Genomic DNA, 25,871 nt, shown 5'->3' on the forward strand with positions numbered 1-25,871 from the left:
AGGGCTTTAAAGCTTTTTTTCGATGATCTCCTTGGCCATCTGGTGGTCAAGGGCCAGAGTGGCATACATCTGCTTGAGCTTGCGATTCTCTTCCTCTAGCTCCTTGAGGCGCTTGAGCTCCTTGGAGTTCATTCCAGCATATCTAGAACGCCAATTATAGAAAGTGGCGGGGCTGACCCCATGCTCACGACTGATCTGGTCGACACTCTTTCCATTGTCGAACTCTTTTAAAATCTTTGCAATCTGTTGTGGTGAAAATTTACTTCGTCTCATAATACTGTTTAAAATTAAGATAATTATTCTACTTTTAAACAGTTCGGTTTAAAGGGAAGCTTACAAACCTACCAAAGAAATTAGTAGCCCCCCGCCAATCACCATTTTTTGATTTTTTGCTTTTTCCATTAAAAGGGCCTGCTCCGCGTTTTGTTGTTTTAGGGTTAGATTTTCTTTTTCTTTTTTCTCCGTTTGGTATTTGGTGTCGAATTCGGCTACATTTTTCAACTGGCTTTTGGATAAAATATCATAGGCGAGACTAAAATACTTTTTATGGTAAAGTAGTGATCTCTTATAATCTTTTTTTCCTTCATAGATCATTGACAATAATATATAAGCACTTCTCTCATGAGTTTCTGGTAAAGCATTTCTATCAATTGTGTCATTCAAGGCTTTAAGTATTATTTTTTCAGCTTCTTGGTATTTCCCTTCATTAACCTTTAGCAGCGTTACGTTAATCCTTATAACATTCTTGCCGACGTTAGAATCTAGTTCATTAGCAATTTCCAATGCTTTATCATAATAGGTATATGATTCTTTTATACTTCCAGCTCTGTTGTATGCAGTGGCTATGTTTAAAAGTATGTCTAGTTTGTAAAGTTTGTCACCGTAGTTTTCCACCAAGTCCAATGCTTTAAAATTATATTCTAAAGCTTTTTCTGAAGCACCCAATCTAGAATAAGTTGTGGCTAATCCTCTGTAATTGTTTAAGTTAGGTAAGAAATAATCTTCTTTCTCCGATATATCCAAAGCTTTTAAATAGTACTCCTCTGCTTTTTTATCGTTATCTGTCCACATATAATTTCCGGCTATTATTCCTAAAGAAGAGGACTCTTGTTCTTTATTTTTAATGTCAAAAGCATTTTCTCGGGCTAAAAGCGCATATTCAGTCGAACGACTATAATCACGTTGGTTTTGTTTTACTATTCCTAAATTTATATAGACTTTACCTATATAATCAAAGTTGTTGTTCTTACAAATATCCAAGGCTTTTAAATATGCTTCTTCCGCTTTTTTATATTGCTGAAACTTATTATATATTCCACCTAAAGCATTATAATCCTTTACAATACCTAAAGAATCCTTTCTTTTTAAATTTATTTTGTGTGCCTTATGGAAATATTCTAAAGCCTTAATCGAATCTCTCTTTTTTTCATATTCTCTCAGTAAAAGATGGTATCCGAAAGCCATGGTTTCTTCATCATCGATTTCTTGGGCTATGCTAAAGAGTTCATCATAATAAACATGGGTCTTTTCAAGTATATTGATTTCTGAAGCTTTTTTGCAAATTTCTTTTAGAATTTCGAGACGATCAGATTTATTATGTACCGTCTCTAACACCACCTTCAAACTATCAACCTTCGCTTGCTGGCCGTTCGAAAAGCAAGTAATTAACAAAAAAGAACAGAGAAGTAGTGTTGTTTTTATGCAGGGGTGTTTAATCTTTAAAAATAAGTGTTAATAGTCTGTTAAACAAAAATTTTCATAAAACATTATAAATAACTCCAAAGCCTTTTGTTTATTGACCTAATTGTGGTTTTTTCTGATTATTCACATTATCGTATGTTATTTTGATTTCCTCTAAATTCTAATTATAGCACTAAATAGTCTGAAATTTAGACTCTAAACCATTTGTACAATTCATAGCCGCATATCAATAATTAGTTTTATTTTTGTTGTCCTTTCCCGAGCGCAATCGGGATTCAGTTATTTAATATTTCAATTTAGAAAAATGAAGACATTACAATTCAGAGAAGCCATAGCAGAAGCAATGAGCGAGGAAATGCGTCGCGATGACACTATATATTTAATGGGCGAGGAAGTTGCCGAATACAATGGAGCTTATAAGGCCAGTAAAGGAATGCTAGACGAATTTGGTCCCCGACGTATTATTGATACCCCAATTTCCGAACTTGGTTTTTCTGGAATTGGTATCGGATCTGCCATGAATGGCAACCGACCAATTATAGAATTTATGACATTCAACTTTTCCTTGGTAGGAATTGATCAAATAATTAATAATGCAGCCAAAATGCGCCAGATGAGCGGAGGACAATTCAACATCCCTATCGTTTTTCGAGGGCCAACAGCTTCTGCTGGTCAATTAGCAGCTACGCATAGTCAAGCGTTCGAAAGTTGGTACGCTAACTGTCCTGGACTAAAAGTAGTGGTTCCTAGTAATCCTGCCGATGCAAAAGGGTTGTTGAAAAGTGCTATCCGCGATGACGATCCAGTAATTTTTATGGAAAGTGAACAAATGTATGGCGATAAAGGCGAAGTGCCAGAAGGAGAATACCTAATTCCCCTTGGTGTTGCTGAGGTTAAAAGAAAAGGGGCCGATGTTACTATCGTTTCCTTTGGAAAAATAATCAAGGAGGCTTATACTGCAGCAGACGAACTTGCAAAAGAAGGCATTGAATGCGAAATTATCGACTTGCGTACCATTCGTCCAATGGACAAAGAAACCATTATCGAGTCGGTTAAAAAAACCAACAGACTTGTAATTTTGGAAGAAGCTTGGCCTTTTGGAAACATAGCTACCGAAATAACTTATTTAGTTCAAAATGAAGCATTCGATTATCTAGATGCTCCAATTATTAAAATCAATACCGCAGATACACCAGCGCCATATTCTCCTGTTTTGTTCAAAGAATGGTTGCCAAATAGTGAAGATGTAATCAAGGCGGTTAAGAAGGTTCTTTATAAATGATATTAACAAATAAATTCCAAGCACCAAATAACGAATAAATATAAAATCCCAAAAAACCAAAACTTCAAATAGTAAACCTTACGATTTAGAGGAACGTACTTTCCTTTTTGCAAAAGACATTCGTGTTTTTATTAAAACTCTAAAGATCACAGTTGCTAATATTGAGGATTCTAAGCAGCTGATAAGATCTTCTGGTTCCGTCGGAGCAAATTATATTGAGGCTAATGAGGCGTTGAGTAAAAAGGATTTTAAGTTTCGTGTAAAAATGAGTAGAAAGTAAGCAAAAGAGAGTTTTTATTTGGTTAGTTTAATTTCTGAAACAAATGACTTACCCAATCAAAAGGGAAGTTAAAGATTTAATTCAAGAAGCCACAGAATTTAAAAAGATACTTTCAGCTATTATTGATAAATTTTAGATAGCGAGGTTGTCTTTTTATTTTTGAAATTTGTTTGTTGAATTTTTAGTTTAGTTATTGCAATCCTTAGGTTTTACTATTTGAGATTTCATCTTGCCATAATAATAAAATCATAACCAAATTTTTGTTTTTTCACTTTTTGAATATTAGAGTTTATTTGGAATTTGTGACTTGGAGTTTGCGATTTGTTATTTATAGTTTTATTCTTTGAGCCCTAAAATATTTATGAAAAATACAATTTTAGTTTTATTCATTTTAATAGGTGCTTCGGTATTTTCCCAGACTAAAATAAGTGGCATTATAACAGACACTACTGGAGAGCCAGTTGCGTTTGCAAACGTAATTTTCAAAGATTCTCAAGAAGGAACTATCTCCAACGAAAACGGTCGATTTTATTTAGAAAGTGAAAAAAACTACACCGCTGTTCTTTTTTCTTTTGTGGGTTATGATACTAAAGAAGTAGTGCTTACCCAACGAACTACCTACAAAATGGAAATTGTTCTGGAAGAAGGTGCTGCGGCCTTAGATGAAGTGGTGATTTATACAGGGAAAACCTCAAAAAAGAATAATCCTGCGATTGATATTCTTCGGAAAATTTGGGAAAATAGACGTGAAAACGGAGTCAAAAAATTCAAACAATACCAATACGACAAATACGAAAAATTGGAATTCGATTTGAATACCATCGATAGTGCCTTTATGGAAAATAAGATTTTCAAAGGGATGGAATTCATTTTTGATATGACAGACACCTCCAAAGTAACGGGAAAAACCTATTTGCCCATTTTTATAAACGAAGCCTACTCGCAAGTATATGGCGATAACATTCTAAAAACTGAAAAAGAAATACTCCAAGGAAATAAAAACTCTGGATTCGACAACAATCAATCCCTTATAGCTTTTATTAAAGATTTATATAGCGAATACGACGTTTACGATAATTATTTAAAGTTTTTTGATAAAGCCTTTACCAGTCCATTATCCCGTACAGGTATCGATGTGTATAACTACGTTTTACAAGACAGCGCATTCCGAGATAATAAGTGGTGTTATAACATTGTCTATTACCCACGCAGAAAAAACGAATTAACCTTCAAAGGCGATTTTTGGGTTAATGATACCACTTGGGCCATTAAAGAAATAAATTTAAATGCTTCAAAAAGCGCTAACGTAAACTGGGTTCGCGACGTTTATATCGAACAAGAATTTGACGTGCTTAACGATTCTATTTTCTTAATCACACGAGATTACTTTATGAGCGATTTTAGTTTCAGGAAAAAAGAAAGCGCTCAAGGGCTTTACGGAAAACGCACCACTTTGTACGATAAATACGAGTTCGATATACCAAAAGACAAAAAGTTTTATTCTGAACAAGTCGACCCTTATCGATATGAAGTTTATAATCGTCCAGATGATTATTGGGATGAAAAACGATTAGAAAGTTTAAATAAAGACGAAAAAGGGGTCTATAAAATGCTCGATACCCTTAAAACTGTACCTAGGTTTAAATCTTTGTACAACCTTACAGCCACATTGGCCAGTGGATATTATGAAATTAATAATTTCGATTTTGGACCCATTTATTCAGTTTTTGGATATAATGAATCTGAAGGAGTTCGAATTCGTTTAGGAGGGAGAACATACTTTGGGCAAAACGATCCGTGGCGATTGGAAGGTTTTGGAGCCTATGGTTTTAAAGATGATAGATTTAAATACGGTCTTTCTGGAAAGTGGCTTTTAGATCGTCGCTCTAGACTTACTGTATTTGGAGGAAACCGTCGCGATGTAGAACAAACAGGTGCTAGTTTAACAAATAGCAACGATGTTTTAGGTAGAAATTTGGCGAGCTCATCGCTGTTTTCTGTTGGTACCAACGATCGGCTTTCCCGTATTAACCTCAGTACGTTAGGATTTAGCGTAGAGCCTTGGAAAAACTTTGTAGTACGGGTTACAGGCTCCTATCGAACACTAAAATCTGCTACCGAAACATTTAGTATTGACTATAAGGAAATGCAAGACGGTTTTTTTACGGGGAATATTAAGAGTGAAGTCCAACAACCGGAAATTGTTTTAGGATTATTTTATACTCCCGGAAAAAAGACATCAGGATATGGTGTAGAACGAACTATAATTAATGAAGGTAACTACTCGTCATTTTATCTAGGGTATAGCTACGGATTGAAAGACGTATTAGGCGGTGATTTTGAATATCAACGTTTGCAGGCTTTTTATTCCAGGCCTTGGAATATTGGTGGCTTAGGTCGTCTTTATTCTACAGTAGAAGTGGGGAAAACCTATGGTGAAGTTCCATTAAGCTTGTTAAACCCTATTCCTGGAAACCAAACCTATTGGACTATTTACAATACGTTTACCCAATTAGATTACTACGAGTTTGTAAGTGATACCTATGCTTCACTTTATTTACAACACGATTTTGGAGGGCGTATCTTTTCACGAATTCCACTTATTCGTAATTGGAACCTTCGAGAAGTTGTTGGCTTTAGAGCTGTGTATGGAACAATTTCACAAGAAAATATAAATTTGAATGCGTCGAATATAGTCTATCGAGCTCCTGAGGATATTTATTGGGAATGGAGTGTAGGTGTTGGTAATATTTTTAGGGTTTTCAGGCTAGATTTTAACTTTCGAGGGAATTATCTCGACAATCCAGAAGCACGAGACTTTGGCGTTACGGGATCTTTTGGGTTTTCATTCTAATAGTTTTCCCATCATCTAAACGCCTTTAAATTGCCATTTTCAGAACCCATCAAGGATAAGTTGATTACAATTCCTTACAACGCTCATCTTCATCTTCAAAAAAATAATCCTCTGCAAACTTAATTGCAGAGGATTGGCATTTCAGGTTGCTACCATTAAATCCTCCCCAGAATCGAATAAGGTAATCAACCTGTACAAAGCTATTAATAGTCTGATTGAGTTTTTTACGGGTATCCGTAAAAACACAAATTATTTTGAAATTATTTTTGATTAAAAGAAAAACACCATCCTTACCCGATGTAAAAGTGCTTTTTAAAAGTGGAAAAATGATTTCGTACTGTTTGCCTAGATTTTTAAATAAGTCCTAAATCCTTGGCAATAGTCACTAAATGAATCGCATTTTTAGCTTTAAAATGTTCTCGTAATACATTCAATCTTTTTTCCAAAGAACTCAAGCTTCTGGGTTTGATATTCTTGCTTTCCAAATAGTTGCATATCTCCTCCTGCGAATTTCCTAATGATAGTTGTTGAAGTATTTCAATATCATACGAACTAATTTCTACTGGTGCTTTCCGCTTTAATCTATAGTCGAGCTCTGGTGAAACATATTTATTTCCTTGATTTACGGCTACAATAGATTCTTCTAATTCTCTTAAGCCTTTTCTTCCTTTGCTCACATATCCGTTTATTTTAAGGTCGTTCAACAGGTGGCGCACTCTTTCTGCACGATCTTCAATAGAGTATACGATAACCTTAATGTCTGGATAATCATTTCGTATAACTTTAATTAAGTCATCGCCAGATTTTAGCTGTTGTATACGATGGTCTTCCTTAAAAGAAAGATCAGTAATTAACAAGTCGTAAGGTACTTCATTTAGATTGGCTTTTTTTATTTTGAGATAAGCATCATCGCAATATTGAGCTTGCTCTACGTGGTGTATATGAAGTGCATCCATAACCGACATTACCCCTTGGCTTATGGTATCGATGTCTTCAGAAAGTAAAACTTTTTTGAACATATCCTATATAGTTAAGGTTACTTTAAATCCTTTGCTGGGGGCTGTGTCAAAAATAATTCTTCCTTTGATAGCTTTTATACGGTTTTCCGTATTTTCAAGACCATTTCGGTTTTTTAATACACTTCCTATTCCATTATCAACATATTTAATCTGTAATGAACCTCTTGTTTTCTGAAAACTGATGAGTACTTGAGAAGCTTTACTATGCTTATTCATGTTGGTCATTAATTCTTGTAAAACCCTATATATAGTCGTTTTTTTAGTATTGGAAACGCCTTTCCAATTTATTTGTGAAATATTCTGAATTGTAATTACTGTCCCTTCCTTTTGATAGCTTTGTAAAAGGTCACTCAACTGTGCGCCAAAATCATCTTGCAGCGTTAAGGCATTGGTTTCTCTACTAATATCTCGGGTTTTACTGTAAATTTCTTCTAAATCATCTAATAAAGCGTCCGGCTCTAGAACGTTAAGTTGGGTTTTGGTCATTAAATGGTAAATGTCATTCGCAACTTCATCGTGTACTCTTTTAGATATACGGGCTTCTGTTCTAAAAATTTCTTTAATCGTATTTTTTCTATTCTGTGCACGTTGAACAAAATAAATAGCCAAAATACCTGTAAATAATAGTATTCCTAAAAATTGAAACCCTTGTTTCTTTCGCTTTTCTTTTTCTTGTAAGAGCCTGTTCTCTTCTGTTTTCAATTTTTCCTTTGACAGGTTATACTGCATCCCTGCATATTTATTTCGCTTTTGTAATTTTGCAAGTTTTATACTGTCATTTAAAGTAATATATTCTTGAGCAATAGAGTCATTTTTTATTTTCAGTAAATTAGAAAGCGAATTTTTAATGTATGAAGGACTGTTAATTTGATGTGCGATGTTGTACGCTTTTTCGGCATAATCCTCTGCTTCTTTTGCCTGACCTCGATTGTGATAATAATTGGATAAGTGCGAATAGCTCGAATAAATTCCCGCAAGATGATTGTTCCTTAGTCGAATCCCCAAACCTAAAAGTAAATTGTCCAAGGCATCTGGATGCTGTGATTTTGACTGTGCAAATCCTAAATTGCTTAACGCTCGTGCCTGATTTAAACTGTCTGATATCTGCTTGCTAAGTTCATACGCTTTTGTAAATTGCAATTGTGCAAGCTCGTGTTTTTCTATATCTAGGTACTGGTTTCCTTTATTGTTAATTACAATCAAGCTATCAGAAGCACCTTCGCAAATTTGAAGGGCTTCATCGTAAAACAGAAAAGCATTCGTAGGATTTTTCAAGGTTCGATAAACCATTCCCAAATCGTTGTAAATTCCTTTTTTATGTGCTTTGACCAAGGAATCTGTTGGCATTTTGTCAAGAAGCCTAAGCGCCGTTGCAGCGGTTTCTTCACTTTCGTAAAGTGCTCCCATTTCTATTTGTCCAATAACCATATACCGTAATTTTTTTACGGCATTAATCGTATCGTTTTTACGCAAATCCATCTCAACTTGTTTTTCGAAATATGAAAACGCAGCTTCTACATCAAAACTTTCATCAGGATGAAGAAGTATTTTACCGTAAAAGTCGGTGCTGTCAATGTGTTTTTGAGCCTGCCCTGAAATGCTGGTTAAGAGTCCAATACAGAGTAATTGGACGAAAATTAAGAGGGATGGGGGTTTTGACAGTTTCATCCCTCTAAAAGTAATAAAATTAAAGTGTTGAACAATTAACCTCCGTTCCAATTTGGTGGTGGAACAGGAGGAATGTGAGCGTCGTCGCCACAACAAGCTTGCGGAATCGATTCATCTTCTGAAATTGCTTGTGGAGTACAAGAGTAAAGCATTAGGCTAATTAGTCCAATAGACAAAATGTGACATCTTTTTTTCATGTTTATTGATTTTAGAAATTAATATTCGAGGTTGGGTCCAAGCGTAATCGCTCAGACTAATTCAGAGAAGTTTGGGATGGAAATAGAATGGTTTGGCTACTTCTCAAGGCATAGCCATTTTACTTCCTGCGCATTTATTTGGATGTGAAATTGTGTGCTAGCTAGCAACCTGTTTAGAGTTCATTTCACTTATCGATTCAAAAGAAGAAATTTGAGCAGAGTAGTGTTGGAAACACGTTGGAAACAATTTGGAAAAGAATTTCCACAGTGTTTCAGAAGTGTTTTGTAGTTTTAAATGTTCAGAAACTCATCAATATGGCACACAAGAACCTGATTTTGGAAGCCTTCAAAAAAGCCACTGCTTATTTGGTTGAAAACGGCATTCAATCTCCTTCTAAAAGCGGAGTGGCAGAAGTCTTGTCTGATTATATTGAGCAGGAATGCAACTTTCAATTTGGTGAAAGGCGGTTGCGCGATTATTATAATGAAGCCCTAAAAGATGAAGCCATAGAAATAAAACAACAAGCAGTTCGAGATGGATTGTCGAAATATTTAGGCTATGAAGATTTTAGGGATTTACTAATAAGGGCTACCGAATCTAAAAAGGACCTGCAAACAGAAAACTTTGCTGAAACCCCTCAAAATGGTAAGGCGCACTTTGTAGCCCAATTCTTGAGAAGAAATCGAACAACGGTTTTAATTATTATAGGATGTTTGATTGCTTTTATAATTCTTAACGCCGTGAATAAAGAGAAATGGATGGTGTGGGAAGGCAATAAGTTTGTCGAAGCCGAATTTGATTCGCATAAATTAGAAAACGGACAAATCCTCCTGTTTAATGAAAGCCAAGTAGACCGTTTCAAAAAAGTACAACCCAACTGCGATACTCAATTTTTTAGCGCTGAAGGTCACGTAATGCTTTGGTATGGTAAAAATCAAAAAGGAGACCTAGAATATTTCACATACCTAGGTAAGCATCCCGAAACTGGAAAAACACTAAAGCCTATTACGCGGTATATGATTAAGAAGTATATCTGTGAGGGAAGATGAAGATGAAAACGAAAACCAAATCGAAAACGAAAACGAATGCGAGTGAACAGAGCTTTGCGTCAATCGTGAAAAACTTTGCGGTCTTTGGGTGAATTCTTTACAGTGTGTATTTCGCGCGGAGAATGCAGAGAATGCGCAGAGAATCTTAAGGAATTGGGTTTTTATAAAAGAATCATTTCAGCTATTATTTTACAGTGTTACGCTTGTAGATGAAATTATAGAAGGGTGAAAAATGCTTTCCGTCTTAGCGGCTTGGCGAGAGATATTCAATTTTATGAATATTTATATCTTTAATCGTGCTCCCAGCTCCTAAGATTCTCAAAGGTTAACAATATGATAAACCCTTAAAATCAGCCCCTTTCCCTCTTTAATGTTCATATCTTTGCAGACTGTTTCTGAAACATTTTGCTTCCGTAATTTTTTCAATAAAACTTTGGTCTTATGCCCTAGGTCTTACCGTCATACGTCATAAGAACAAATATTTAACTTCAATCCAATACTTATACAATGAACAGACTCTTTTCCCCGCTACAAATAAGAAACACCACTTTCAAAAACCGAATGGTAGTCTCGCCTATGTGCATGTATAGCAGCGTAGATGGTTTTGCTAATGATTTTCACTTAGTGCATCTAGGCAGTCGTGCAACGGGTGGATTTGGATTGATAATTCAGGAGGCTACCGCTGTATCACCTGAAGGAAGAATAAGTTATGGCGATTTGGGGATTTGGAGAGATGAGCATATTGAAGAACTAAAGCAAATTGTCAATTTCTGTCATTCACAAGATGCTTTGATTGGAATACAACTAGCACACGCAGGAAGAAAAGCAAGTCATCACCTGCCACAAGATGGTGCCAGAAAAATACCCGCAGATAAAAAAAACGGATGGCAAACTGTTTCAGCGTCTTCCTTGTCTTTTCGCGAAGACGAGCCAGCGCCAACCGCTTTGGATGAAAGTGGAATTCAGAAAGTGAAAGATGATTATGTAGCAGCAACGCGCCGTGCAAAAGAAGCAGGGTATGATGTAGTCGAAATTCACGCTGCTCACGGCTATCTCTTTCATCAGTTTTATTCGCCACTAGCCAATAAACGAGAAGATGAATATGGCGGGAGTTTTGACAATCGTATTCGGTTGTTATTGGAAGTTACGGCAGCAGTGAAAGAAGAATGGGGTAATGAAAAGCCACTTTTTGTAAGAATATCGGCTACAGATTGGACTGAAGGTGGATGGACGGTAGAGGATTCTGTACTACTCTCTAAAGGCTTAAAAGAGTTAGGAGTCGATTTTATAGATACTTCATCTGGAGGAAATGTTCCCCGTGCCAAGATTCCGACAGCTCCGGGGTATCAAGCAGGTTTTGCAGAGCAAATAAGAAAAGAAGCTGGAATATTAACTGGGGCTGTTGGACAAATTACTACTGCCGAACAATCGGAGGGAATTCTACAAAAAGGAATGGCCGATTTGGTGCTTTACGGTCGCGAGTGTCTGAGACATCCGTACCTTCCCCTTCATTTTGCCCATGACTTGGGTGAAGATTTCGACTGGCCGATTCAATACAATCGAGCAAAAATGAAATTATAATTTTTTATAAAAACACATCTCATGTCAGAACAAGAAACATATACTAAAATACCTTTTTCAGTATTGGATTTGGTTCCAGTGATTCAAGGAAGTTCACATAAATCGGCTATGGAAAACAGCCTTTCTCTTGCGCAGCACGTAGAAAAACTCGGCTATAAACGTTTCTGGATTTCAGAACACCATAACGCCGATAGTTTGGTGAGTTCTGCCACTCCTTTGCTGATTGGGTATGTTGCCCAAGGCACCAAAACGCTTCGCGTAGGCTCTGGAGGAGTCATGCTTCCAAACCACGCCCCGCTAATTGTTGCAGAACAATTTGGAACATTAGCTACTCTTTATCCTGATAGGATAGACCTTGGACTTGGTCGTGCGCCGGGGACAGATCAAGCAACGGCACGTGCCCTGAGGCGAGAACGTATGGAAACTGTTAATGATTTCCCACGAGATATTCAGGAACTGCAACAATATTTTTCAAAAACTAATAATACTAGTTTAGTGCGGGCCATTCCTGGCGAAGGTCTTGAAGTGCCGCTCTATCTTTTAGGGTCGAGTACTTTCAGCGCACAACTTTCAGCGGAAATGGGATTGCCCTATGCTTTTGCAAGCCATTTTGCGCCCAACCATTTGCACGAAGCATTTCAATTGTACCGCAATGGATTTAATCCGTCCAAGCAACTGGACAAATCGTATGCAATGGCGGCAGTGAATGTAGTGGTGGCAGATACAGATGAAGAAGCCGAATATTTAGCGAGTAGTATGAAGCAGTTTATGTTGAATATTATAAGAAACACGCGCCAACCTTTGCCGCCGCCAGTAGAAGATATGTCTAAAATTTGGAATCCGATGGAAGCAGCGCATATCGCTACAATGATGCAATATACATTTGTTGGAAGCAAAGAAACAGTTGGAAATAAATTGAATAAGTTCATAAAAGAAACCGCAATTGATGAGCTTATCGTCGTTTCCCATATCTTTGAACACCAAAAACGCCTGCGTTCTTTTGAACTTTTATCACAAATATAAATACAGAGTCTAGAAGCTAGAGTCTAGATTTTAGACTCTTTTTTCGCCATTTTACATATTTTAAAATACATAATAATGAATCTAAAAGCCGTTCTCTTCGATATGGATGGGGTAATTGTCGATACCGAGCCATTACACCGTAAATCTTACTTTAGAATGTTTGAAGATGTAGGAATAGATGTTTCCGAATCGCTCTATAACTCTTTCACAGGGCAAGCCACTTTGCCTATTTGTCGTACACTCTGTGAACACTTTGACATAGCTCATAAAGCGGAGGAATTGGTGGCAGCGAAACGCAAACATTTTAAATATCTATTTGAAAATGACAGCGATTTAGCACTTTTAGACGGAGTTCACGATTTGATAAAGGATTATTATAATAACGATTTGACTTTAGTCCTAGCTTCTTCTGCTTCTATGCCTAATATCAATCGAATTTTTGAGCGCTTTGATCTTAATCAATATTTTAAAGCGAAAATAAGTGGAGCCGATTTAAAAGCGTCAAAACCACATCCCGAGATCTTCTTGAAAGCGGCACAGTTAGCTGAAGAATCCAGGGAGAATTGTATGGTCATCGAAGATTCTACCAATGGTATCGCCGCTGCTCACGCTGCTGGAATTTATTGTGTGGGCTATAAAAGTCCGCATTCCACAGATCAAGATTACTCAAAGGCAAATAAAGTTATTAGCCGTTTTGAGGAGATTAAATATAATAAGTTATTAAATACCTTATAGTCGGTTCAGTCCCCAAAAGTCTTCAAGACCATTGGGGTTTATTTTACGTGACAAATTGCTGAATAAAAGCTTACCTATAAGACTTTGGTGATTTATCCAGGCTACTTAAAGTCTACAGCCTCGAGCTGTTATATTTCATTAGAGAATCCATTTAAATCCACTGTCAGGTCTGAGGATATCTAACTCACCAATTCCCACCAAGCAATGGACCAAGTAAATCCGTTTCTTGATAAGGTAAGTCAGAGGATTCTTTCAATGTACTTTCAAACCTCACCACATTCCGCTCCCCATTCTTCTTCAGGAAACCGCGAATTATAGCGTGAGTGTGGTAACTAGCAGTTTGTAATTTTATAAATGGCTCATAATCTTCAACAGTGGAAATTGCTTCACTCCGGTCAAAAAATCCGAAGCCTTTATATTGTCCTTCTATAACTAAAGCAAATCCGATTTCGTCACTTTTTCTTCCCTTTCCCTGAATGGCAAAATTGGGCTTGTTTTCTTTCAGAAATGCAATCGCATTATTCACTTTTTGGTTGTAGACTTCAACAGATTCACTGCCATCACAAATTCCTTCACAGTTTTTTATTCTATAATGCGAACACTGCTCTACATTGCTTTGAAGCGAGCAAAAGCGCGGACACAATTTAAAAGTCTCGCAAATTTCCTCAAGTTTCTCTATCGCTTCCGTTTTATTGTAAAAAGTACCAACGGAATCGTGAAGCACTTTAGTTTTAGCCAAGGCGAGTTGAATAACGCCACGTTGGTTCGCGTAGCTAATAATTTGATAAGCATTTACAGGTCGTTTTTGAGCACGGTTATATTTTGGATAATATTTCCGAATATGCTCCGATTCTACCAACAACGCCAGTAATTCATTGCCAGTAATTTCGTAATCTATAAAATGGGTTTCCTGTCCTAGATGATATTCCTTCGTCTTTTTATCATAAAAATGGCTTAGCACTCGCTTCTTGATGTTTTTCGCCTTTCCGGCGTAAATAACTTTGTGTTTCTGATTCTTAAACAGATAAATACCTGCTTCCTCTGGCAAGTCCTCTAATTGTTCAGAAGGTAAATGGGGTGGGAGAGTAGCTTGTTTGGATCGCGGATTTAAAAATGAATTGAAAGTCTCAAAGCTTTCGTCCAAGGATAACAGACGTTGAAAAAGAATAGCAGTGGCATCCACATCGCCTTCCGCACGGTGTCTGTCAACATGCGGAATGTTGATAGTATCGCAAAGTCTTCCGAGACTATAGGATAACAATCCGGGAATCAATTTTCGTGAGAGCCGCACTGTGCAGAGCTTTTTTCGAGTATATCCCTGTCCAATTTTCTTGAATTCACCTCGAATAACATTGTAGTCAAAACTAACATTATGGGCGACAAAGATGGCGTTGCGAGTAAACTCGTCAATTTTTCCTGCTACTTCAAAAAACCGTGGTGCATTTTCGACCATTCGGTTATCGATTCCCGTTAAGGCTGTTATGTATTGGGGGATTTCGCGTTCAGGGTTTATAAGTGTACTGTATTTATCCACAACTTTATTCCCGCGCATTAAAGCAATACAGATTTCAGTAATCCTATTTCCTGCAATACCACCGCCCGTGGTTTCTACGTCTATTATAGCAAAAAGTTGTTGGTGCATCTACAGTTGTGTGAAAGAAGTACAAATGTATTAAAAAATCATCACTTTTTGGAAAAATCCCTGTTGAATGGAAATAGTCCAATATGAATCAGCTTCTCCTTGTTTTCTGTAACTTTACAATTCCAACCTTCTGAAACACCTTATTATGGCTGAACAAAAAACAAAACCAACAAATACAGATGTCTTTGAATTCATTGATTCATTTACCACTACCGAGCAAAAGCGAAAAGACAGCCATGAATTAATAACGCTAATGCAAACTGTTTCTGGCTTCGAACCCAAAATGTGGGGGCCAAGTATCATCGGTTTTGGAGAATATCATTACGTATATGATAGCGGCCACGAAGGTGATGCGCCACTTATAGGTTTTTCTCCGCGAAAGACTGCAATTTCTCTTTACGTCTTTACGGGACTTGAAGCTCACGAACATTTATTGGAGAATTTAGGTAAATTCAAAAAAGGAAAGTCCTGTATTTATGTAAAGAAACTGGCTGATATTAATCTAGATGCGTTAACTTTACTGATGAAGGAAACAATTCAATACGTACAAACGAAATATGAAAAGCATTAAAATAGAAGTCAAATGGGCGATTTTATTTTCAATAATGGGATTGCTTTGGATGGTATTAGAAAAGGTTAGCGGTTTACATGGCGAGTATATCGACTATCATCTTTACCTCACTAATCTCTTTGCCATTCCTGCAATTATCGTAATGGTGATGGCTTTAAAAGATAAAAAGAGGAACTTTTACAACGGACAAATGTCATATAAACAAGGTTTAATCTCTGGGATTATCCTATCTGTTTTTATTGCTGCTTTAAGTCCGTTGACGCAATGGATAACTTCCTACGTTATTACACCCGAATATTTTCCAAATGTTATAAAACGCTCCGTTGAAGTGGGATATTACGCCACAACAGAAGAAGCGGAAGCGTATTTTAATTATCCAAACTATGCCAAGCAAAGTGCAATAGGTGCTTTAATTATGGGCGTTGTAACTGTTGCTATTGCAATGATTTTTATAAGAACTAAAAGCAAATAAAGCAATGGAAGCACCAAGCAAACCACCTACGGACGATAAAATCCCCAAAGTAACTGGAATTGGAGGTGTTTTCTTTTTTTCTGACAATCCACAGGAAACAAAAAACTGGTATTCCAAAAACTTGGGTTTCAATACCGATGAATGGGGTTCAACTTTTGGGTCTAGAAACATCGACAAGCCCGAGGAAATCAATTACCTGCAATGGAGTCCGTTTAAAAGGGGAAGTGAGTACTTTCAGCCTTCTAAGAAGGAGTTTATGATTAATTATCGAGTGCAGCATATTGAGGAATTACTTAAGAAACTTCAAGAAAATGGAGTTACTATTTTAGATGAAATACAAACGTTTGACTACGGCAAATTCGTTCACATCATTGACCCTGAAGGCAATAAAATTGAATTATGGGAACCTGTAGATAGTGAATTGGTTAAGTGAGGTTTAGATTAAAGCATTGAAGTATTTATACATTTTATAAACCCAGATTCTAAAACCTAATAGTATTATGGCAACAACAAACACCTACCTTAATTTTAACGGCAATTGTGAAGAAGCCTTTAATTTTTACAAATCTGTTTTTGGAGGAGAATTCAACTACATCGGGCGTTTTGGTGATATGCCAGAGAGTGAAGATTACAAAGTAGCCGAATCTGATAAACATAAAATCATGCACGTTAGTTTGCCTATTGGAACCTCAATTTTAATGGGAAGTGATGTTGGAGGAGATTGGGCACCGACTTACATTCAAGGCAACAATTTTTCTGTATCCATAACCACAGATTCTAAGGACGAAGCTGACAGATTATTTGCGGGGCTTTCTGTTAAAGGAAAAGTGACAATGCCACTTGAATCAACCTTTTGGGGTGATTACTTCGGCATGTTTACTGATAAGTTTGGCATCAACTGGATGGTGAGCTTTAATGAAGAGAGTATGAAATAACAGTCATTTGTATACCATATCCGAATCTGGTACATTTGAGATATGGAAGATAGGCTACGGGATATTGATAAATCATCAACTTTCGGAGTATAAATTTCTTTATCTAATTACTTCTCAACATGCTAGAAATACCAAAATATCACGAAACATTTATTCCTTTATTGGAAACATTGAACACAGAAGATTCTTTAAATAGCAGAGAATTAGCTTCTAGGGTTCGTGATACATATTATTCTGATTTACCATCAGATTTGCTTATTAAAAAAACTAAGTCTGGAGCTAACGTTTTAATAGACAGAATTGGTTGGGCGAAATCTTATCTCAAAATGGCAAAATTCGTTTCTTATCCTCAACGAGGTCGGGTGCAAATTACTCAAAAAGGAAAACAAATTCTTGAAAGGGGAATACTATCGCTAGAGGATCTTCGAAATGACCTAGATTATATAAAATATCGAAAATCGGTTACTTTAAAGAAAGAGAATGAAGTAGAATTGGAGACTGAAAACGTTGAAAATGCATCACCACAAGATTTAATAGATTCTGGGTTCTCTACAATTGAGGCAGAAGTAAAAGCTGAGCTTTTAGAGAAGTTGAAAGAGATTGATCCATATTACTTTGAAAAAGTAATCCTCATTCTGCTTAAAAAAATGGGCTATGGAGATTTTGTAGAGACTTCTAAATCTGGTGATGGGGGTATTGATGGTATTATCAACGAAGATAAGCTTGGTCTTGAAAAAATTTATACTCAAGCTAAACGTTATAATGAAAATAAGATTCGGGAGAAAGATATTAGAAATTTTATTGGTGCAATGAGTGGGGATACTAGAAAAGGAGTGTTTATAACTACATCTACCTTTGACCAATCCGCTATTAGGAAGGCAAGGGAAGCTCATCATACAATAATTCTGATTGATGGACCTAAATTGGTCGATTTAATGCATCAGTATAATGTAGGAATTCAAATTAAAACTGTTTATGAAGTAAAACAAGTAGATAATGATTTCTTTGAAGGAGAGTAAGTGTTTAATATACATTACACTCGCTTTGAAAATTAATCTATGCGTAGAGAGTGTTAGGCTTGCTACTCCTCCGTCTCTTTAACCTTAAAGTTCTTCAACCTAAATCGAACTGTATCTCCCGGCTTCCAAGTTTGAACTGCAGATTTTAACATGATGCTTTGGTTTTCGAGGAAGTTTTCGGTTTCTGAGCCTTTCTCGCAAGTATTACAGCGGTTGCAACGGACTTTCAGTTGCATATGGTCGCCAAGATAGGTGCATTGTTCTACCATCCCACAAAGGTGTGGTTCTTCGGCATTGCAGAAGTCGGTTTCTTCAGCCCTAAAGAATAGTTTAACCTTACAGTTTTCACTGTCTGTAGCAAAAGGACAGTCTGCTGGACCAGAAACAAAGCCAAAAGGTGTATTAAATCCTCCCGCTTCTACAGTGGCTTCTAAGTTGTTTGATTTTCCGAACAATTCAGCTACATAAGCCGAACTCGGGTCGTTGTATAGGGCGTCGGGTGTGTCAATTTGAAGAAGCTTGCCATTCAGCATCACCGCAATTTTATCGGCAGTAGAGAAAGCATCTTTGGTATCATGGGTAACGAGGATAGCCGTTATTCCCATTGTTTTAATAATTTGTCTGACTTCTTCTCGAACTTGATCTCTCAAAATAGTGTCTAAGTTGCTAAAAGGCTCGTCCATTAATAGAAGTGCTGGCCTTGGTGCAAGGGCTCTAGCTAAGGCTACACGCTGTTGTTGCCCTCCTGAAAGTTGATGCGGATATTTTTTTACATCTTCTTTTAATCCAGTAAGTTCAAGGGTTTCGTAAACGCGCTGTTCGGTTTCTTTTTTCTTCAGACCTTTCAGACCAAAAGCGACGTTTTCATAAATCGTAAGATGTGGAAACAAGGCATAATCTTGAAAAACCATTCCTGTTTTTCGCTTATTGGTAGGTAGTGATTTTCGTCCACTTACAATGACTTCATTATTCAATCGTATTTCGCCTCCATCGGGATGCTCCAACCCAGCAATCAATCGCAGTAAAGTGGTCTTTCCAGATCCGCTTTCACCAACAAGGGCAAGGATTTCACCTTTTTCAAGCGAAAACGAAACCCCATCCACAGCATATTTATCTGCCGCGCGATATTTCTTGCTAATATTGTTTAATTCTATAATTGTCATCTTCTAAATGTTCAATAATCAGTAATCGTCAATAAGTTATTTGTTATTGAGTTAATGGTTATTCGTTAATCCCCAATCTTCAATCTTTTTCAACTTCATCATTCATTTCCTTATCACAAATAGTCAATCGTATATCCCCAATCGTAAATCTTCAATGATTTTCCAACTTCATCATTCGTTATTCAAAATTGGTTATTCGTTATTCATTTCCAATCTTCAATCATACTTCCCTCGAATCACGCTATTCAACAGGATAATCGGAATAATTCCCGTAAGCACTACCACCAGCGATGCGTTGGCCGATTCTGCAATCATTTCATTCGTAGCCATATCAAAGGCTTTTGTTGCCAGTGTATTGAAGTTGAAAGGACGCAAAATTAACGTTAGCGGTAATTCTTTCAAAATATCTACAAAGGCAAGTAGAATTGCTGCAGCTATACTGTTTCGTATCAAAGGTAAGTCTATTTTCCATAATGTCCTTATGGGTGACGCTCCTAAGGATCTTGCGACTTCATTTACTGATGCTCCGGTCTTTTGGAATCCTGCGTCTATTGCATTATAGCCCACAGCCATAAACCTTACAATATACGCAATTACAAGGATAAAAAGGGAGCCAGACAATATCATTCCTATACTATCTGCCGAAAGCCAACTTATAAATCTGTCTAGTTCCATCATCGGAATCATTACACCTACCGCAATAACAGCACCAGGAATTGCGTATCCCATAGAAGCTGTTCGGGCAATATGGCGTGTCCATCGCAACGGGCTTAATCTAACAGCATAAAGTAAAAAGATAGACAGCATTGCAATTGCCACAGACGAACCGATTGCTAATGAAAAACTTCTAAAAATAAGAATGCCGAATTCGGAATCTATTACATTTTGCCAGGTCATTGAAACCCAATAAAAAAGTTGGGATAACGGCATAATAAAACTAATCATTAGCACCACAGCACAAAGGCCAGTGTATAGCCATTGTGTGCTTCTGTGTTTAGGAACTATCCGTAGCGTAGGTCTGGCACTACTTCTTTGGCTTGTCCAATTTCGGCTACCGCGTTGAAAGTTTTCCAGCCATATTAAAAATAACACAATCAAAGTCAATATAGCCGAAAGGTGAATGGCGGTATTAATATCTCCAAATGAAAACCAAGCCCTGAAAATTCCAGAAGTAAAGGTATCTACGCCAAAGTATTTTACGGTTCCGTAGTCGTTTAAAACCTCCATTCCCACCAGTGCAATTCCTCCTGCAACGGCTGGACGCGCCATTGGAAGTGCGATTTTGGTAAATACGCGCAATCTGTTACTTCCCAATATGAGTGCTGCTTCTTGAAGCTCGCTCGATTGCTTCATAAACGAAGCGCGGCAAATCACGTAAACATACGGGAACAGGCTTATAGAGAGTATGAAAATTGCACCAGGCATATTCATAATATCTACAATGGGTCCTGTAAAATAAACGTCCAAATTATTTCTAAAAAATGCTTGAACGGGCCCTGTGTATTCTAAAATTCCGACATAGCTATACGCCATCATGTAGGAAGGGAAGGCGAGCGGTAAAATAAGTAGCCATTCAAAATAATTACGGCCAGGGAATTCATAAACCGAGACAAACCAAGCCATACTCACGCCTAGAATAAATGTTCCCAAGCCCACGCCTAAAAGTAAAATCAAGGAATTTGAAAAGTACGAAGGGAGTAGGTTGGTAACGATATGTCCCCAATGCTCTCCTGGACTGTCGAAAAGCTTTATTAAGATAGTGAATATGGGCGTTAATACTAATAATAGTATCACGATTGCTCCCGCTGTCCACTTATTCCACCAATAGGTGGTCTTTTTTGCCATTTAAACTACTTTTTTTCGTCTACCGTCTACCAAATCAATACGCAATATTACTTCCAGCCAGCTTTATCAAAAATCGTAACTGCTTCGCTATTAAGTTCTCCGAGTTTGTTTAAATTAATTGTATCCGCTTTAAAGTCGCCCCAGGTTTTTAAAATAGAGGCTTTTTTAGCATCTGGATTGATAGGATATTCGTAGTTTAAATTTGCCAACGTTTGTTGCGATTCAATACCTGATAAAAATTCGATAAGCTTAATTGCATTTTCTTTGTGTGGCGCATATTTGGTTACCCCAGCACCACTTACGTTAATGTGCGTTCCACGATTGTCTTGGTTAGGGAAAATAATGCCCACAGATTCACCCGCTTTGCGCTCCTCGTCATTTCCATCATTTAGTAATAAACCAATGTAATAAGTGTTTACAATAGCAATATCACCTTCGCCCGAAGCCACAGCTTTCACTTGGTCGCGATCACTTCCTTTTGGGTTTCTTGCCATATTTGCTACCATTCCGCTAGCCCATTCTTTTGCCTTTTCTGAACCATCGGCATCGATAATTGAAGCTAAAAGAGATTGGTTGTAAATATTTTCCGAAGAACGAATTAGCACTTTCCCGTTCCATTCGGGTTTAATTAAGTCTTCGTAATTTTTTAGGGTATCAGGATTCACTCGATCTTTTGCATAAGCGATGATTCTCGCTCTATACGTCATTCCGAACCAATAGCCTTCTCGATCTCTAAAATTGACAGGAATGTTGGTTTCTAAAACTTTCGAGCTAATAGGTTGTAACAAGTCTTTAGATTTTGCGCGGTATAGCCTACCAGCATCTACGGTTATTAACACATCGGCTTTAGAATCTTTTCCTTCCGTTTCTAAACGCTGAATTAATTCGTCTGCGCTCGCGTTTACAATGTTTACTTTTATACCTGTTTCTTTTGTGAACTTGGCAAAAAGTTGATCATCTGCTTTATAGTGGCGGTGGGTGTATACGTTTACAACATCTTCATTTGAAGTGTTTCCGCAAGATATAAAAAAGCTTACAGCAAAGGCCATTAAGCCAAATTTCAAAAACTTATTCATTGTTGATTTTTTTTTATGAATTATATACGCTTTTTAACAATTCCTTTTTCACGAATTTAAACTTCGGTTTTCAAGGAGTTTGCAAAGATAAGTTTATTTAGACTCAATACAAACAAGCTTATAACTTCTTTCGTTAAAATGAAGGCGGATGGTGGCTGTAACTGTTTTAATTGAATACTATTGAAGAGCTAGATTTCAGTTTCAATTATTAATTTGAATATCATATTTTGTTAATAACCCTGAAATGCCAGCGAGAGAGAATTTCGCTTTCTTGATCCGATTCAATTCTGGATCGATAGTGTAATTAATTGAACTTCTGAAGTCTGCTTTTTCAATGATTGTATTGTTGAAGGTAGCTCCGTTAAGGTCACAGTTTGTAAATATGGCACTCGTTAAGTCGCAATCCACAAAATCTACTTCCTGAAGCTGAGAGTCTATAAAATGAGTTTTTTTAATTTTTAGCTTATAAAACGAGGCGTGGTTTAGGTTACAATTGTCAAAACTAAAGCCAATTCCGAAGTCATTACACGTATCAAAACGAAGACCGAGAAGCTTACAATCTTTGAATATTGAGTCCCTAAATGCTGTACCATCAAGTTTAGCTAGGCTTAAATTACATCCCAAAAACTCACAATCGGTAAAGCTAAAATTGAACAGACTACTGTTCGAAAAGTCGCAATCTACAAAGCTACAGCCTTCATATTCTCCTCTTGTTAGTGGCGTTTTATTGAAATCTACCTTGCGAAATGTTTCGTCTTCAGAATACCCTTGATTCATTGCTGTTTCTTGATTTATGTGAAGCGTTTTTTGGTGTTGATTTTCGTATGCGCTAGATTCATTTACCAGTAATATGAAGTAACTAAATTGCATTTATTAATCGATGCGCAAGGTACGGATTTCTAAAATAAACCTAACAGATACAAAGATCTGTTAGGTTTTAAAATTGAAGTTTACCGATGTTGTTCAATGATAACAAAAAACATGATTAATTAGTCTACCTATATTTATCAAGCTATCAAAAGCAAATCTCGCCTCTAAAGTCTGATGCCTCAATTATCCTTAAATATCACGTGTAATATCCTTATCGCCTCTTCCCGATAGGTTAACAATCGCCAATTTTCCCGTGTTTTTAAATTTCTTTATTGCCAATGCCACTGCGTGACTAGATTCAATAGCCGGGATAATTCCTTCCAATTTCGCCAATAATCTATAAGCTTCTTGGGCTTCCTCATCGGTGATTGGCTCGTATGTTGCACGTCCCGAATCTTTCAAGCTTGCGTGTTGCGGACTAATTCCAGGATAGTCTAAACCAGCCGCGATAGATTCTGAAGCCATCGGGTTGTTTTCTTCATCTACCAAACAATATGAATACGTTCCTTGAAACACCGAAGGTTTGCCATAGGTAAGCGTTGCCGCTGTATGGTTAAACACGTTTTTACCGCCACCTTCAGCGCCGTATAATTTAACTTCTGTCTCGGGTAAAAATGCGCTAAAAGCACCAATCGCGTTAGAACCACCACCAAGGCAAGCAAATACTGCATCGGGCAGTCTTTTTTCGGCTCGTACTATTTGTTGAATAGCCTCATTGCCAATTACACTTTGAAAATAGCCCACCATTTTAGGATAGGGGTGTGGTCCCACCTGGGAGCCTAGTAAATAAAATGATTCTGGGTTCTCTATATAATAACCCAAAGCCGCATCAACAGCGTCTTTCAAGGTTGCTCGCCCTTCGTTTGTTATAACAACCTTTGTTCCCAATAACTCCATTCGCTTTACGTTAAGCAATTGTCGTTCAGCATCTACAGCACCCATAAATACTTTACAAGGAATTTTTAGTAACGCTGCGGCTGTTGCTGTTGCGACTCCGTGTTGCCCTGCACCCGTTTCTGCAATAACTTCTTTAGCGCCCATTTGTTTTGCTAAAAGTATCTGACCAATCGCGTTATTGATTTTATGCGACCCAGTATGATTTAAGTCTTCACGCTTGAGGTAAATAGTCGCCCCGATGGCTTCGCTTAAGTTTTCAGCTTTAAATAGTGGGGAAGGTCTTCCTACGAAGGTTTTTAAGTAGTGAATAAATTGCCGTTGGAACTCTGATTTTTGAACTTCAGAATCAAAAAAGGCAGCAAGTTTGGTCAATTGAGAAGCCAAAACTTCAGGCACATAGGCGCCACCGTAGTTACCATACATGCCAGCCGTTTCTAGCATTTCTTTTACGGGTTGAACGTTGATTTGTGTATCTATTTGGGATGCGTTATAAGTATTCATAATCTATTTTTTTAATGTTATTATAATAGTAATAGCGATGCACATTTGTGTGCGTGTTTGTCTGGTGTTGAATGTTTTTAAATTGGCAGAAGCCCTGCCATAGTTGTAGGTTAAATAGGCTTTTCATTTTATTAATATTTAAGTTTAAAACAACAAAAAGCCGTAAGGATCGCTTACGGCTTTTAAAATTTATATAGTTTACAAAATAATATAGCAGCTCTAAGTCCTTAGGATTGAAAGTTTAAAGTTGTGCCACCAATATGTTTTATTCTGTAATAACATGTATGTCTTGTTCAATGAAGGAGTAAAATTATAACAATTATTCAATTGCACAAAGTTGTTTTGAAAATTAAAACTGACATGTTTGGGAGATCTGTTAGGTTTTTAGGCCGATAAAATTACATAACCAGTACATAGAGAATTGAAGTTGCTTAATTTTATAGTAACTATGAATTGAGTTGGCTCCTTTTTTATAATTTTATAAAGTTACCGAATCTTCTTTACCGATTTCAGAAATGCGTTGCATTCACTACTATTTAATGAGTAAATAATAGAGTAGTAGTAATTGAATTTAACATAGGCAGCCATTGCGGCGCAAGTGGATAAGATTCTTTTTTGTTGGAATGACAAAATAAGAATCACTTTGTCATTCCGATAGCGGAGAAATCGCATAAGAGTAAACTAATAATTATGATTGAATTTAACGAAGGCAGCCATACGTATTACGTTGATATCATTACGAACAAGTATCGATCTACTTATTATATTGGGGTGACCAATAATCTTGGGAGAAGACTACGGCAGCATCGTGAAAATATTGAAAAAGGGATTAAGACGTTTGCGTCTAGGTATCAGATACAACATTTGGTTTATTATGAAGAGTTTTCTTGGATTCAGCTGGCTATTGCGAGAGAAAAGGAGTTAAAGGGTTGGCGGAGGGATAAGAAGTTGGCTTTGATTCGTTCGTTTAATGCTTCTTTTGAATTTTTGGAAGATCGGTTTTTGGTGGAGTGAGTTGTTTGATTTGTCATTTCGACCAGCGGGAGAAACCCTATAAGAGCGAGTTTTGGGGTGTTTAATTGAAGCTTGGGGACTTAGGTGGATGGGATTCCTCCTTCGTCGGAATGACAAAAAGGGGATTCGTTGACATTTAGTTTTTGCGTTTTCAGTTTGTCATTTCGACCAGCGGGAGAAATCGCATAAGAGTGAGTTTTGGGGTTTTTAATTGAAGCTTGGGTCTTAGGAGTATGCGATTCCTCCTTCGTCGGAATGACAAAAAGGGGATTCATTGACGTATAGTTTTATAGTTTTTAATTTGTCATTTCGACCAGCGGGAGAAATCGCAAAAGAGTGAGTTTTTGAGTTTTGAATGGAGGTTGAGGACTTAGGTGGATGGGATTCCTCCTTCGTCGGAATGACAAAAGGAAAGTTCATTGACGTATAGTTTTATAGTTTTTAATTTGTCATTTCGACCAGCGGGAGAAATCGCA

General features: G+C 37.1%; 23 protein-coding genes and 1 pseudogene. 13 read left to right on the plus strand and 11 right to left on the minus strand.

Annotated elements, in window-relative coordinates:
* Nucleotides 1-12: 12 nt before the first annotated feature.
* Together BLW28_RS13210 and BLW28_RS13215 are read right to left on the minus strand one after the other, a co-directional pair.
* A pseudogene (locus BLW28_RS13210) lies at nucleotides 13-273 on the minus strand (transposase); the annotation flags it as partial.
* A gap of 60 nt (nucleotides 274-333) precedes the next feature.
* Nucleotides 334-1,617 (minus strand): tetratricopeptide repeat protein, encoded by a 1,284-nt coding sequence (locus tag BLW28_RS13215; protein ID WP_234946503.1) that lies wholly within the window; start codon nucleotides 1,615-1,617, stop codon nucleotides 334-336.
* A gap of 388 nt (nucleotides 1,618-2,005) precedes the next feature.
* Between BLW28_RS13215 and BLW28_RS13220 the strand changes: the two genes are divergently transcribed.
* From BLW28_RS13220 to BLW28_RS13230, 3 genes are all read left to right on the plus strand, one after another.
* Entirely contained in the window at nucleotides 2,006-2,983 is a 978-nt protein-coding gene (locus BLW28_RS13220) for a pyruvate dehydrogenase complex E1 component subunit beta (protein ID WP_073221641.1), read from the plus strand.
* A 145-nt stretch (nucleotides 2,984-3,128) separates the two neighbouring features.
* The gene (locus tag BLW28_RS16165; RefSeq protein ID WP_394331671.1) at nucleotides 3,129-3,263 is read left to right on the plus strand and encodes a four helix bundle protein; all 135 of its coding nucleotides are present in this window, start codon (nucleotides 3,129-3,131) and stop codon (nucleotides 3,261-3,263) included.
* A 361-nt stretch (nucleotides 3,264-3,624) separates the two neighbouring features.
* Nucleotides 3,625-6,117, plus strand: coding sequence for a DUF5686 and carboxypeptidase-like regulatory domain-containing protein (locus BLW28_RS13230; protein ID WP_073221643.1), 2,493 nt, complete (start codon nucleotides 3,625-3,627; stop codon nucleotides 6,115-6,117).
* 353 nt (nucleotides 6,118-6,470) lie between these two features.
* Here the strand turns inward: BLW28_RS13230 and BLW28_RS13235 are convergent, their stop codons facing one another.
* From BLW28_RS13235 to BLW28_RS15805, 3 genes are read right to left on the minus strand one after another with little or no spacing between them, the layout of a single operon-like run.
* Nucleotides 6,471-7,136: a response regulator gene (locus BLW28_RS13235; RefSeq protein WP_073221644.1), complete on the minus strand. Its 666-nt coding sequence runs from the start codon at nucleotides 7,134-7,136 to the stop codon at nucleotides 6,471-6,473.
* A gap of 3 nt (nucleotides 7,137-7,139) precedes the next feature.
* Nucleotides 7,140-8,804 carry a tetratricopeptide repeat-containing sensor histidine kinase gene (locus BLW28_RS13240; RefSeq protein WP_073221647.1) on the minus strand — a complete coding sequence of 555 codons (1,665 nt, stop codon included), beginning with the start codon at nucleotides 8,802-8,804 and terminating at the stop codon, nucleotides 7,140-7,142.
* Between the two features lie 35 nt (nucleotides 8,805-8,839).
* Nucleotides 8,840-9,001 (minus strand): hypothetical protein, encoded by a 162-nt coding sequence (locus BLW28_RS15805; protein ID WP_159431788.1) that lies wholly within the window; start codon nucleotides 8,999-9,001, stop codon nucleotides 8,840-8,842.
* A 315-nt stretch (nucleotides 9,002-9,316) separates the two neighbouring features.
* Here BLW28_RS15805 and BLW28_RS13245 point away from each other — a divergent pair, with 315 nt between their 5' ends.
* The 4 genes from BLW28_RS13245 to BLW28_RS13260 all read left to right on the plus strand — a co-directional run bounded on the left by BLW28_RS13245 (nucleotide 9,317) and on the right by BLW28_RS13260 (nucleotide 13,390).
* On the plus strand, nucleotides 9,317-10,051 hold the full coding sequence (locus BLW28_RS13245) for a hypothetical protein (protein ID WP_073221650.1): 735 nt from the start codon (nucleotides 9,317-9,319) through the stop codon (nucleotides 10,049-10,051).
* Nucleotides 10,052-10,558: 507 nt separating this feature from the next.
* Nucleotides 10,559-11,632 (plus strand): NADH:flavin oxidoreductase/NADH oxidase, encoded by a 1,074-nt coding sequence (locus BLW28_RS13250; protein WP_073221669.1) that lies wholly within the window; start codon nucleotides 10,559-10,561, stop codon nucleotides 11,630-11,632.
* Nucleotides 11,633-11,653: 21 nt separating this feature from the next.
* Entirely contained in the window at nucleotides 11,654-12,655 is a 1,002-nt protein-coding gene (locus BLW28_RS13255) for an LLM class flavin-dependent oxidoreductase (RefSeq protein ID WP_073221671.1), read from the plus strand.
* A gap of 75 nt (nucleotides 12,656-12,730) precedes the next feature.
* On the plus strand, nucleotides 12,731-13,390 hold the full coding sequence (locus tag BLW28_RS13260) for an HAD family hydrolase (RefSeq protein ID WP_073221672.1): 660 nt from the start codon (nucleotides 12,731-12,733) through the stop codon (nucleotides 13,388-13,390).
* Nucleotides 13,391-13,574: 184 nt separating this feature from the next.
* On the opposite strand, the gene BLW28_RS13265 is transcribed toward BLW28_RS13260, so the two are convergent.
* Nucleotides 13,575-15,032 carry an exonuclease domain-containing protein gene (locus BLW28_RS13265; protein WP_073221673.1) on the minus strand — a complete coding sequence of 486 codons (1,458 nt, stop codon included), beginning with the start codon at nucleotides 15,030-15,032 and terminating at the stop codon, nucleotides 13,575-13,577.
* Nucleotides 15,033-15,177: 145 nt separating this feature from the next.
* Between BLW28_RS13265 and BLW28_RS13270 the strand changes: the two genes are divergently transcribed.
* The 5 genes from BLW28_RS13270 to BLW28_RS13290 all read left to right on the plus strand — a co-directional run bounded on the left by BLW28_RS13270 (nucleotide 15,178) and on the right by BLW28_RS13290 (nucleotide 18,029).
* On the plus strand, nucleotides 15,178-15,603 hold the full coding sequence (locus tag BLW28_RS13270; protein ID WP_073221675.1) for a DUF1801 domain-containing protein: 426 nt from the start codon (nucleotides 15,178-15,180) through the stop codon (nucleotides 15,601-15,603).
* Complete coding sequence (locus tag BLW28_RS13275) at nucleotides 15,590-16,075, plus strand: DUF4199 domain-containing protein (RefSeq protein ID WP_073221684.1); 486 nt, start codon at nucleotides 15,590-15,592, stop codon at nucleotides 16,073-16,075. Before BLW28_RS13270 ends, BLW28_RS13275 begins: the two co-directional genes overlap by 14 nt.
* A 4-nt stretch (nucleotides 16,076-16,079) precedes the next feature.
* Nucleotides 16,080-16,508 carry a VOC family protein gene (locus BLW28_RS13280; RefSeq protein WP_073221686.1) on the plus strand — a complete coding sequence of 143 codons (429 nt, stop codon included), beginning with the start codon at nucleotides 16,080-16,082 and terminating at the stop codon, nucleotides 16,506-16,508.
* A gap of 67 nt (nucleotides 16,509-16,575) precedes the next feature.
* A complete protein-coding gene (locus tag BLW28_RS13285) occupies nucleotides 16,576-17,010 on the plus strand; it encodes a VOC family protein (protein WP_073221688.1) in 435 nt (144 codons plus the stop codon).
* A gap of 119 nt (nucleotides 17,011-17,129) precedes the next feature.
* The gene (locus BLW28_RS13290) at nucleotides 17,130-18,029 is read left to right on the plus strand and encodes a restriction endonuclease (RefSeq protein ID WP_073221690.1); all 900 of its coding nucleotides are present in this window, start codon (nucleotides 17,130-17,132) and stop codon (nucleotides 18,027-18,029) included.
* A gap of 62 nt (nucleotides 18,030-18,091) precedes the next feature.
* Here BLW28_RS13290 and BLW28_RS13295 read toward each other — a convergent pair whose 3' ends face one another.
* The 5 genes from BLW28_RS13295 to trpB all read right to left on the minus strand — a co-directional run bounded on the left by BLW28_RS13295 (nucleotide 18,092) and on the right by trpB (nucleotide 24,381).
* Nucleotides 18,092-19,192: an ABC transporter ATP-binding protein gene (locus BLW28_RS13295; RefSeq protein ID WP_073221693.1), complete on the minus strand. Its 1,101-nt coding sequence runs from the start codon at nucleotides 19,190-19,192 to the stop codon at nucleotides 18,092-18,094.
* A gap of 216 nt (nucleotides 19,193-19,408) precedes the next feature.
* Complete coding sequence (locus BLW28_RS13300; protein WP_073221696.1) at nucleotides 19,409-21,037, minus strand: ABC transporter permease; 1,629 nt, start codon at nucleotides 21,035-21,037, stop codon at nucleotides 19,409-19,411.
* A gap of 47 nt (nucleotides 21,038-21,084) precedes the next feature.
* Complete coding sequence (locus tag BLW28_RS13305; protein ID WP_083540848.1) at nucleotides 21,085-22,113, minus strand: Fe(3+) ABC transporter substrate-binding protein; 1,029 nt, start codon at nucleotides 22,111-22,113, stop codon at nucleotides 21,085-21,087.
* A 201-nt stretch (nucleotides 22,114-22,314) separates the two neighbouring features.
* On the minus strand, nucleotides 22,315-22,983 hold the full coding sequence (locus BLW28_RS13310) for a pentapeptide repeat-containing protein (protein WP_234946502.1): 669 nt from the start codon (nucleotides 22,981-22,983) through the stop codon (nucleotides 22,315-22,317).
* 189 nt (nucleotides 22,984-23,172) lie between these two features.
* Complete coding sequence (trpB, locus tag BLW28_RS13315; RefSeq protein WP_083540854.1) at nucleotides 23,173-24,381, minus strand: tryptophan synthase subunit beta; 1,209 nt, start codon at nucleotides 24,379-24,381, stop codon at nucleotides 23,173-23,175.
* A gap of 690 nt (nucleotides 24,382-25,071) precedes the next feature.
* Here trpB and BLW28_RS13320 point away from each other — a divergent pair.
* Nucleotides 25,072-25,395 carry a GIY-YIG nuclease family protein gene (locus tag BLW28_RS13320; protein WP_073221699.1) on the plus strand — a complete coding sequence of 108 codons (324 nt, stop codon included), beginning with the start codon at nucleotides 25,072-25,074 and terminating at the stop codon, nucleotides 25,393-25,395.
* Nucleotides 25,396-25,871 lie beyond the last annotated feature (476 nt).

The sequence above is a fragment of the Aequorivita viscosa genome, assembly GCF_900106795.1.
Lineage (GTDB): Bacteria > Bacteroidota > Bacteroidia > Flavobacteriales > Flavobacteriaceae > Aequorivita > Aequorivita viscosa.

Coding starts and splice junctions, on each gene's coding strand:
- BLW28_RS13235 (WP_073221644.1), bottom strand. CDS start 7,136: ATGTTCAAAAAAGTTTTACTTTCTGAAGACATCGATACCATAAGCCAA.
- BLW28_RS13255 (WP_073221671.1), top strand. CDS start 11,654: ATGTCAGAACAAGAAACATATACTAAAATACCTTTTTCAGTATTGGAT.
- BLW28_RS13320 (WP_073221699.1), top strand. CDS start 25,072: ATGATTGAATTTAACGAAGGCAGCCATACGTATTACGTTGATATCATT.
- BLW28_RS13280 (WP_073221686.1), top strand. CDS start 16,080: ATGGAAGCACCAAGCAAACCACCTACGGACGATAAAATCCCCAAAGTA.
- BLW28_RS13310 (WP_234946502.1), bottom strand. CDS start 22,983: ATGCAATTTAGTTACTTCATATTACTGGTAAATGAATCTAGCGCATAC.
- trpB (WP_083540854.1), bottom strand. CDS start 24,381: ATGAATACTTATAACGCATCCCAAATAGATACACAAATCAACGTTCAA.
- BLW28_RS13250 (WP_073221669.1), top strand. CDS start 10,559: ATGAACAGACTCTTTTCCCCGCTACAAATAAGAAACACCACTTTCAAA.
- BLW28_RS15805 (WP_159431788.1), bottom strand. CDS start 9,001: ATGAAAAAAAGATGTCACATTTTGTCTATTGGACTAATTAGCCTAATG.
- BLW28_RS13300 (WP_073221696.1), bottom strand. CDS start 21,037: ATGGCAAAAAAGACCACCTATTGGTGGAATAAGTGGACAGCGGGAGCA.
- BLW28_RS13290 (WP_073221690.1), top strand. CDS start 17,130: ATGCTAGAAATACCAAAATATCACGAAACATTTATTCCTTTATTGGAA.
- BLW28_RS13220 (WP_073221641.1), top strand. CDS start 2,006: ATGAAGACATTACAATTCAGAGAAGCCATAGCAGAAGCAATGAGCGAG.
- BLW28_RS13240 (WP_073221647.1), bottom strand. CDS start 8,804: ATGAAACTGTCAAAACCCCCATCCCTCTTAATTTTCGTCCAATTACTC.
- BLW28_RS13285 (WP_073221688.1), top strand. CDS start 16,576: ATGGCAACAACAAACACCTACCTTAATTTTAACGGCAATTGTGAAGAA.
- BLW28_RS13230 (WP_073221643.1), top strand. CDS start 3,625: ATGAAAAATACAATTTTAGTTTTATTCATTTTAATAGGTGCTTCGGTA.
- BLW28_RS13265 (WP_073221673.1), bottom strand. CDS start 15,032: ATGCACCAACAACTTTTTGCTATAATAGACGTAGAAACCACGGGCGGT.
- BLW28_RS13305 (WP_083540848.1), bottom strand. CDS start 22,113: ATGAATAAGTTTTTGAAATTTGGCTTAATGGCCTTTGCTGTAAGCTTT.
- BLW28_RS13275 (WP_073221684.1), top strand. CDS start 15,590: ATGAAAAGCATTAAAATAGAAGTCAAATGGGCGATTTTATTTTCAATA.
- BLW28_RS13270 (WP_073221675.1), top strand. CDS start 15,178: ATGGCTGAACAAAAAACAAAACCAACAAATACAGATGTCTTTGAATTC.
- BLW28_RS13245 (WP_073221650.1), top strand. CDS start 9,317: ATGGCACACAAGAACCTGATTTTGGAAGCCTTCAAAAAAGCCACTGCT.
- BLW28_RS13260 (WP_073221672.1), top strand. CDS start 12,731: ATGAATCTAAAAGCCGTTCTCTTCGATATGGATGGGGTAATTGTCGAT.
- BLW28_RS13295 (WP_073221693.1), bottom strand. CDS start 19,192: ATGACAATTATAGAATTAAACAATATTAGCAAGAAATATCGCGCGGCA.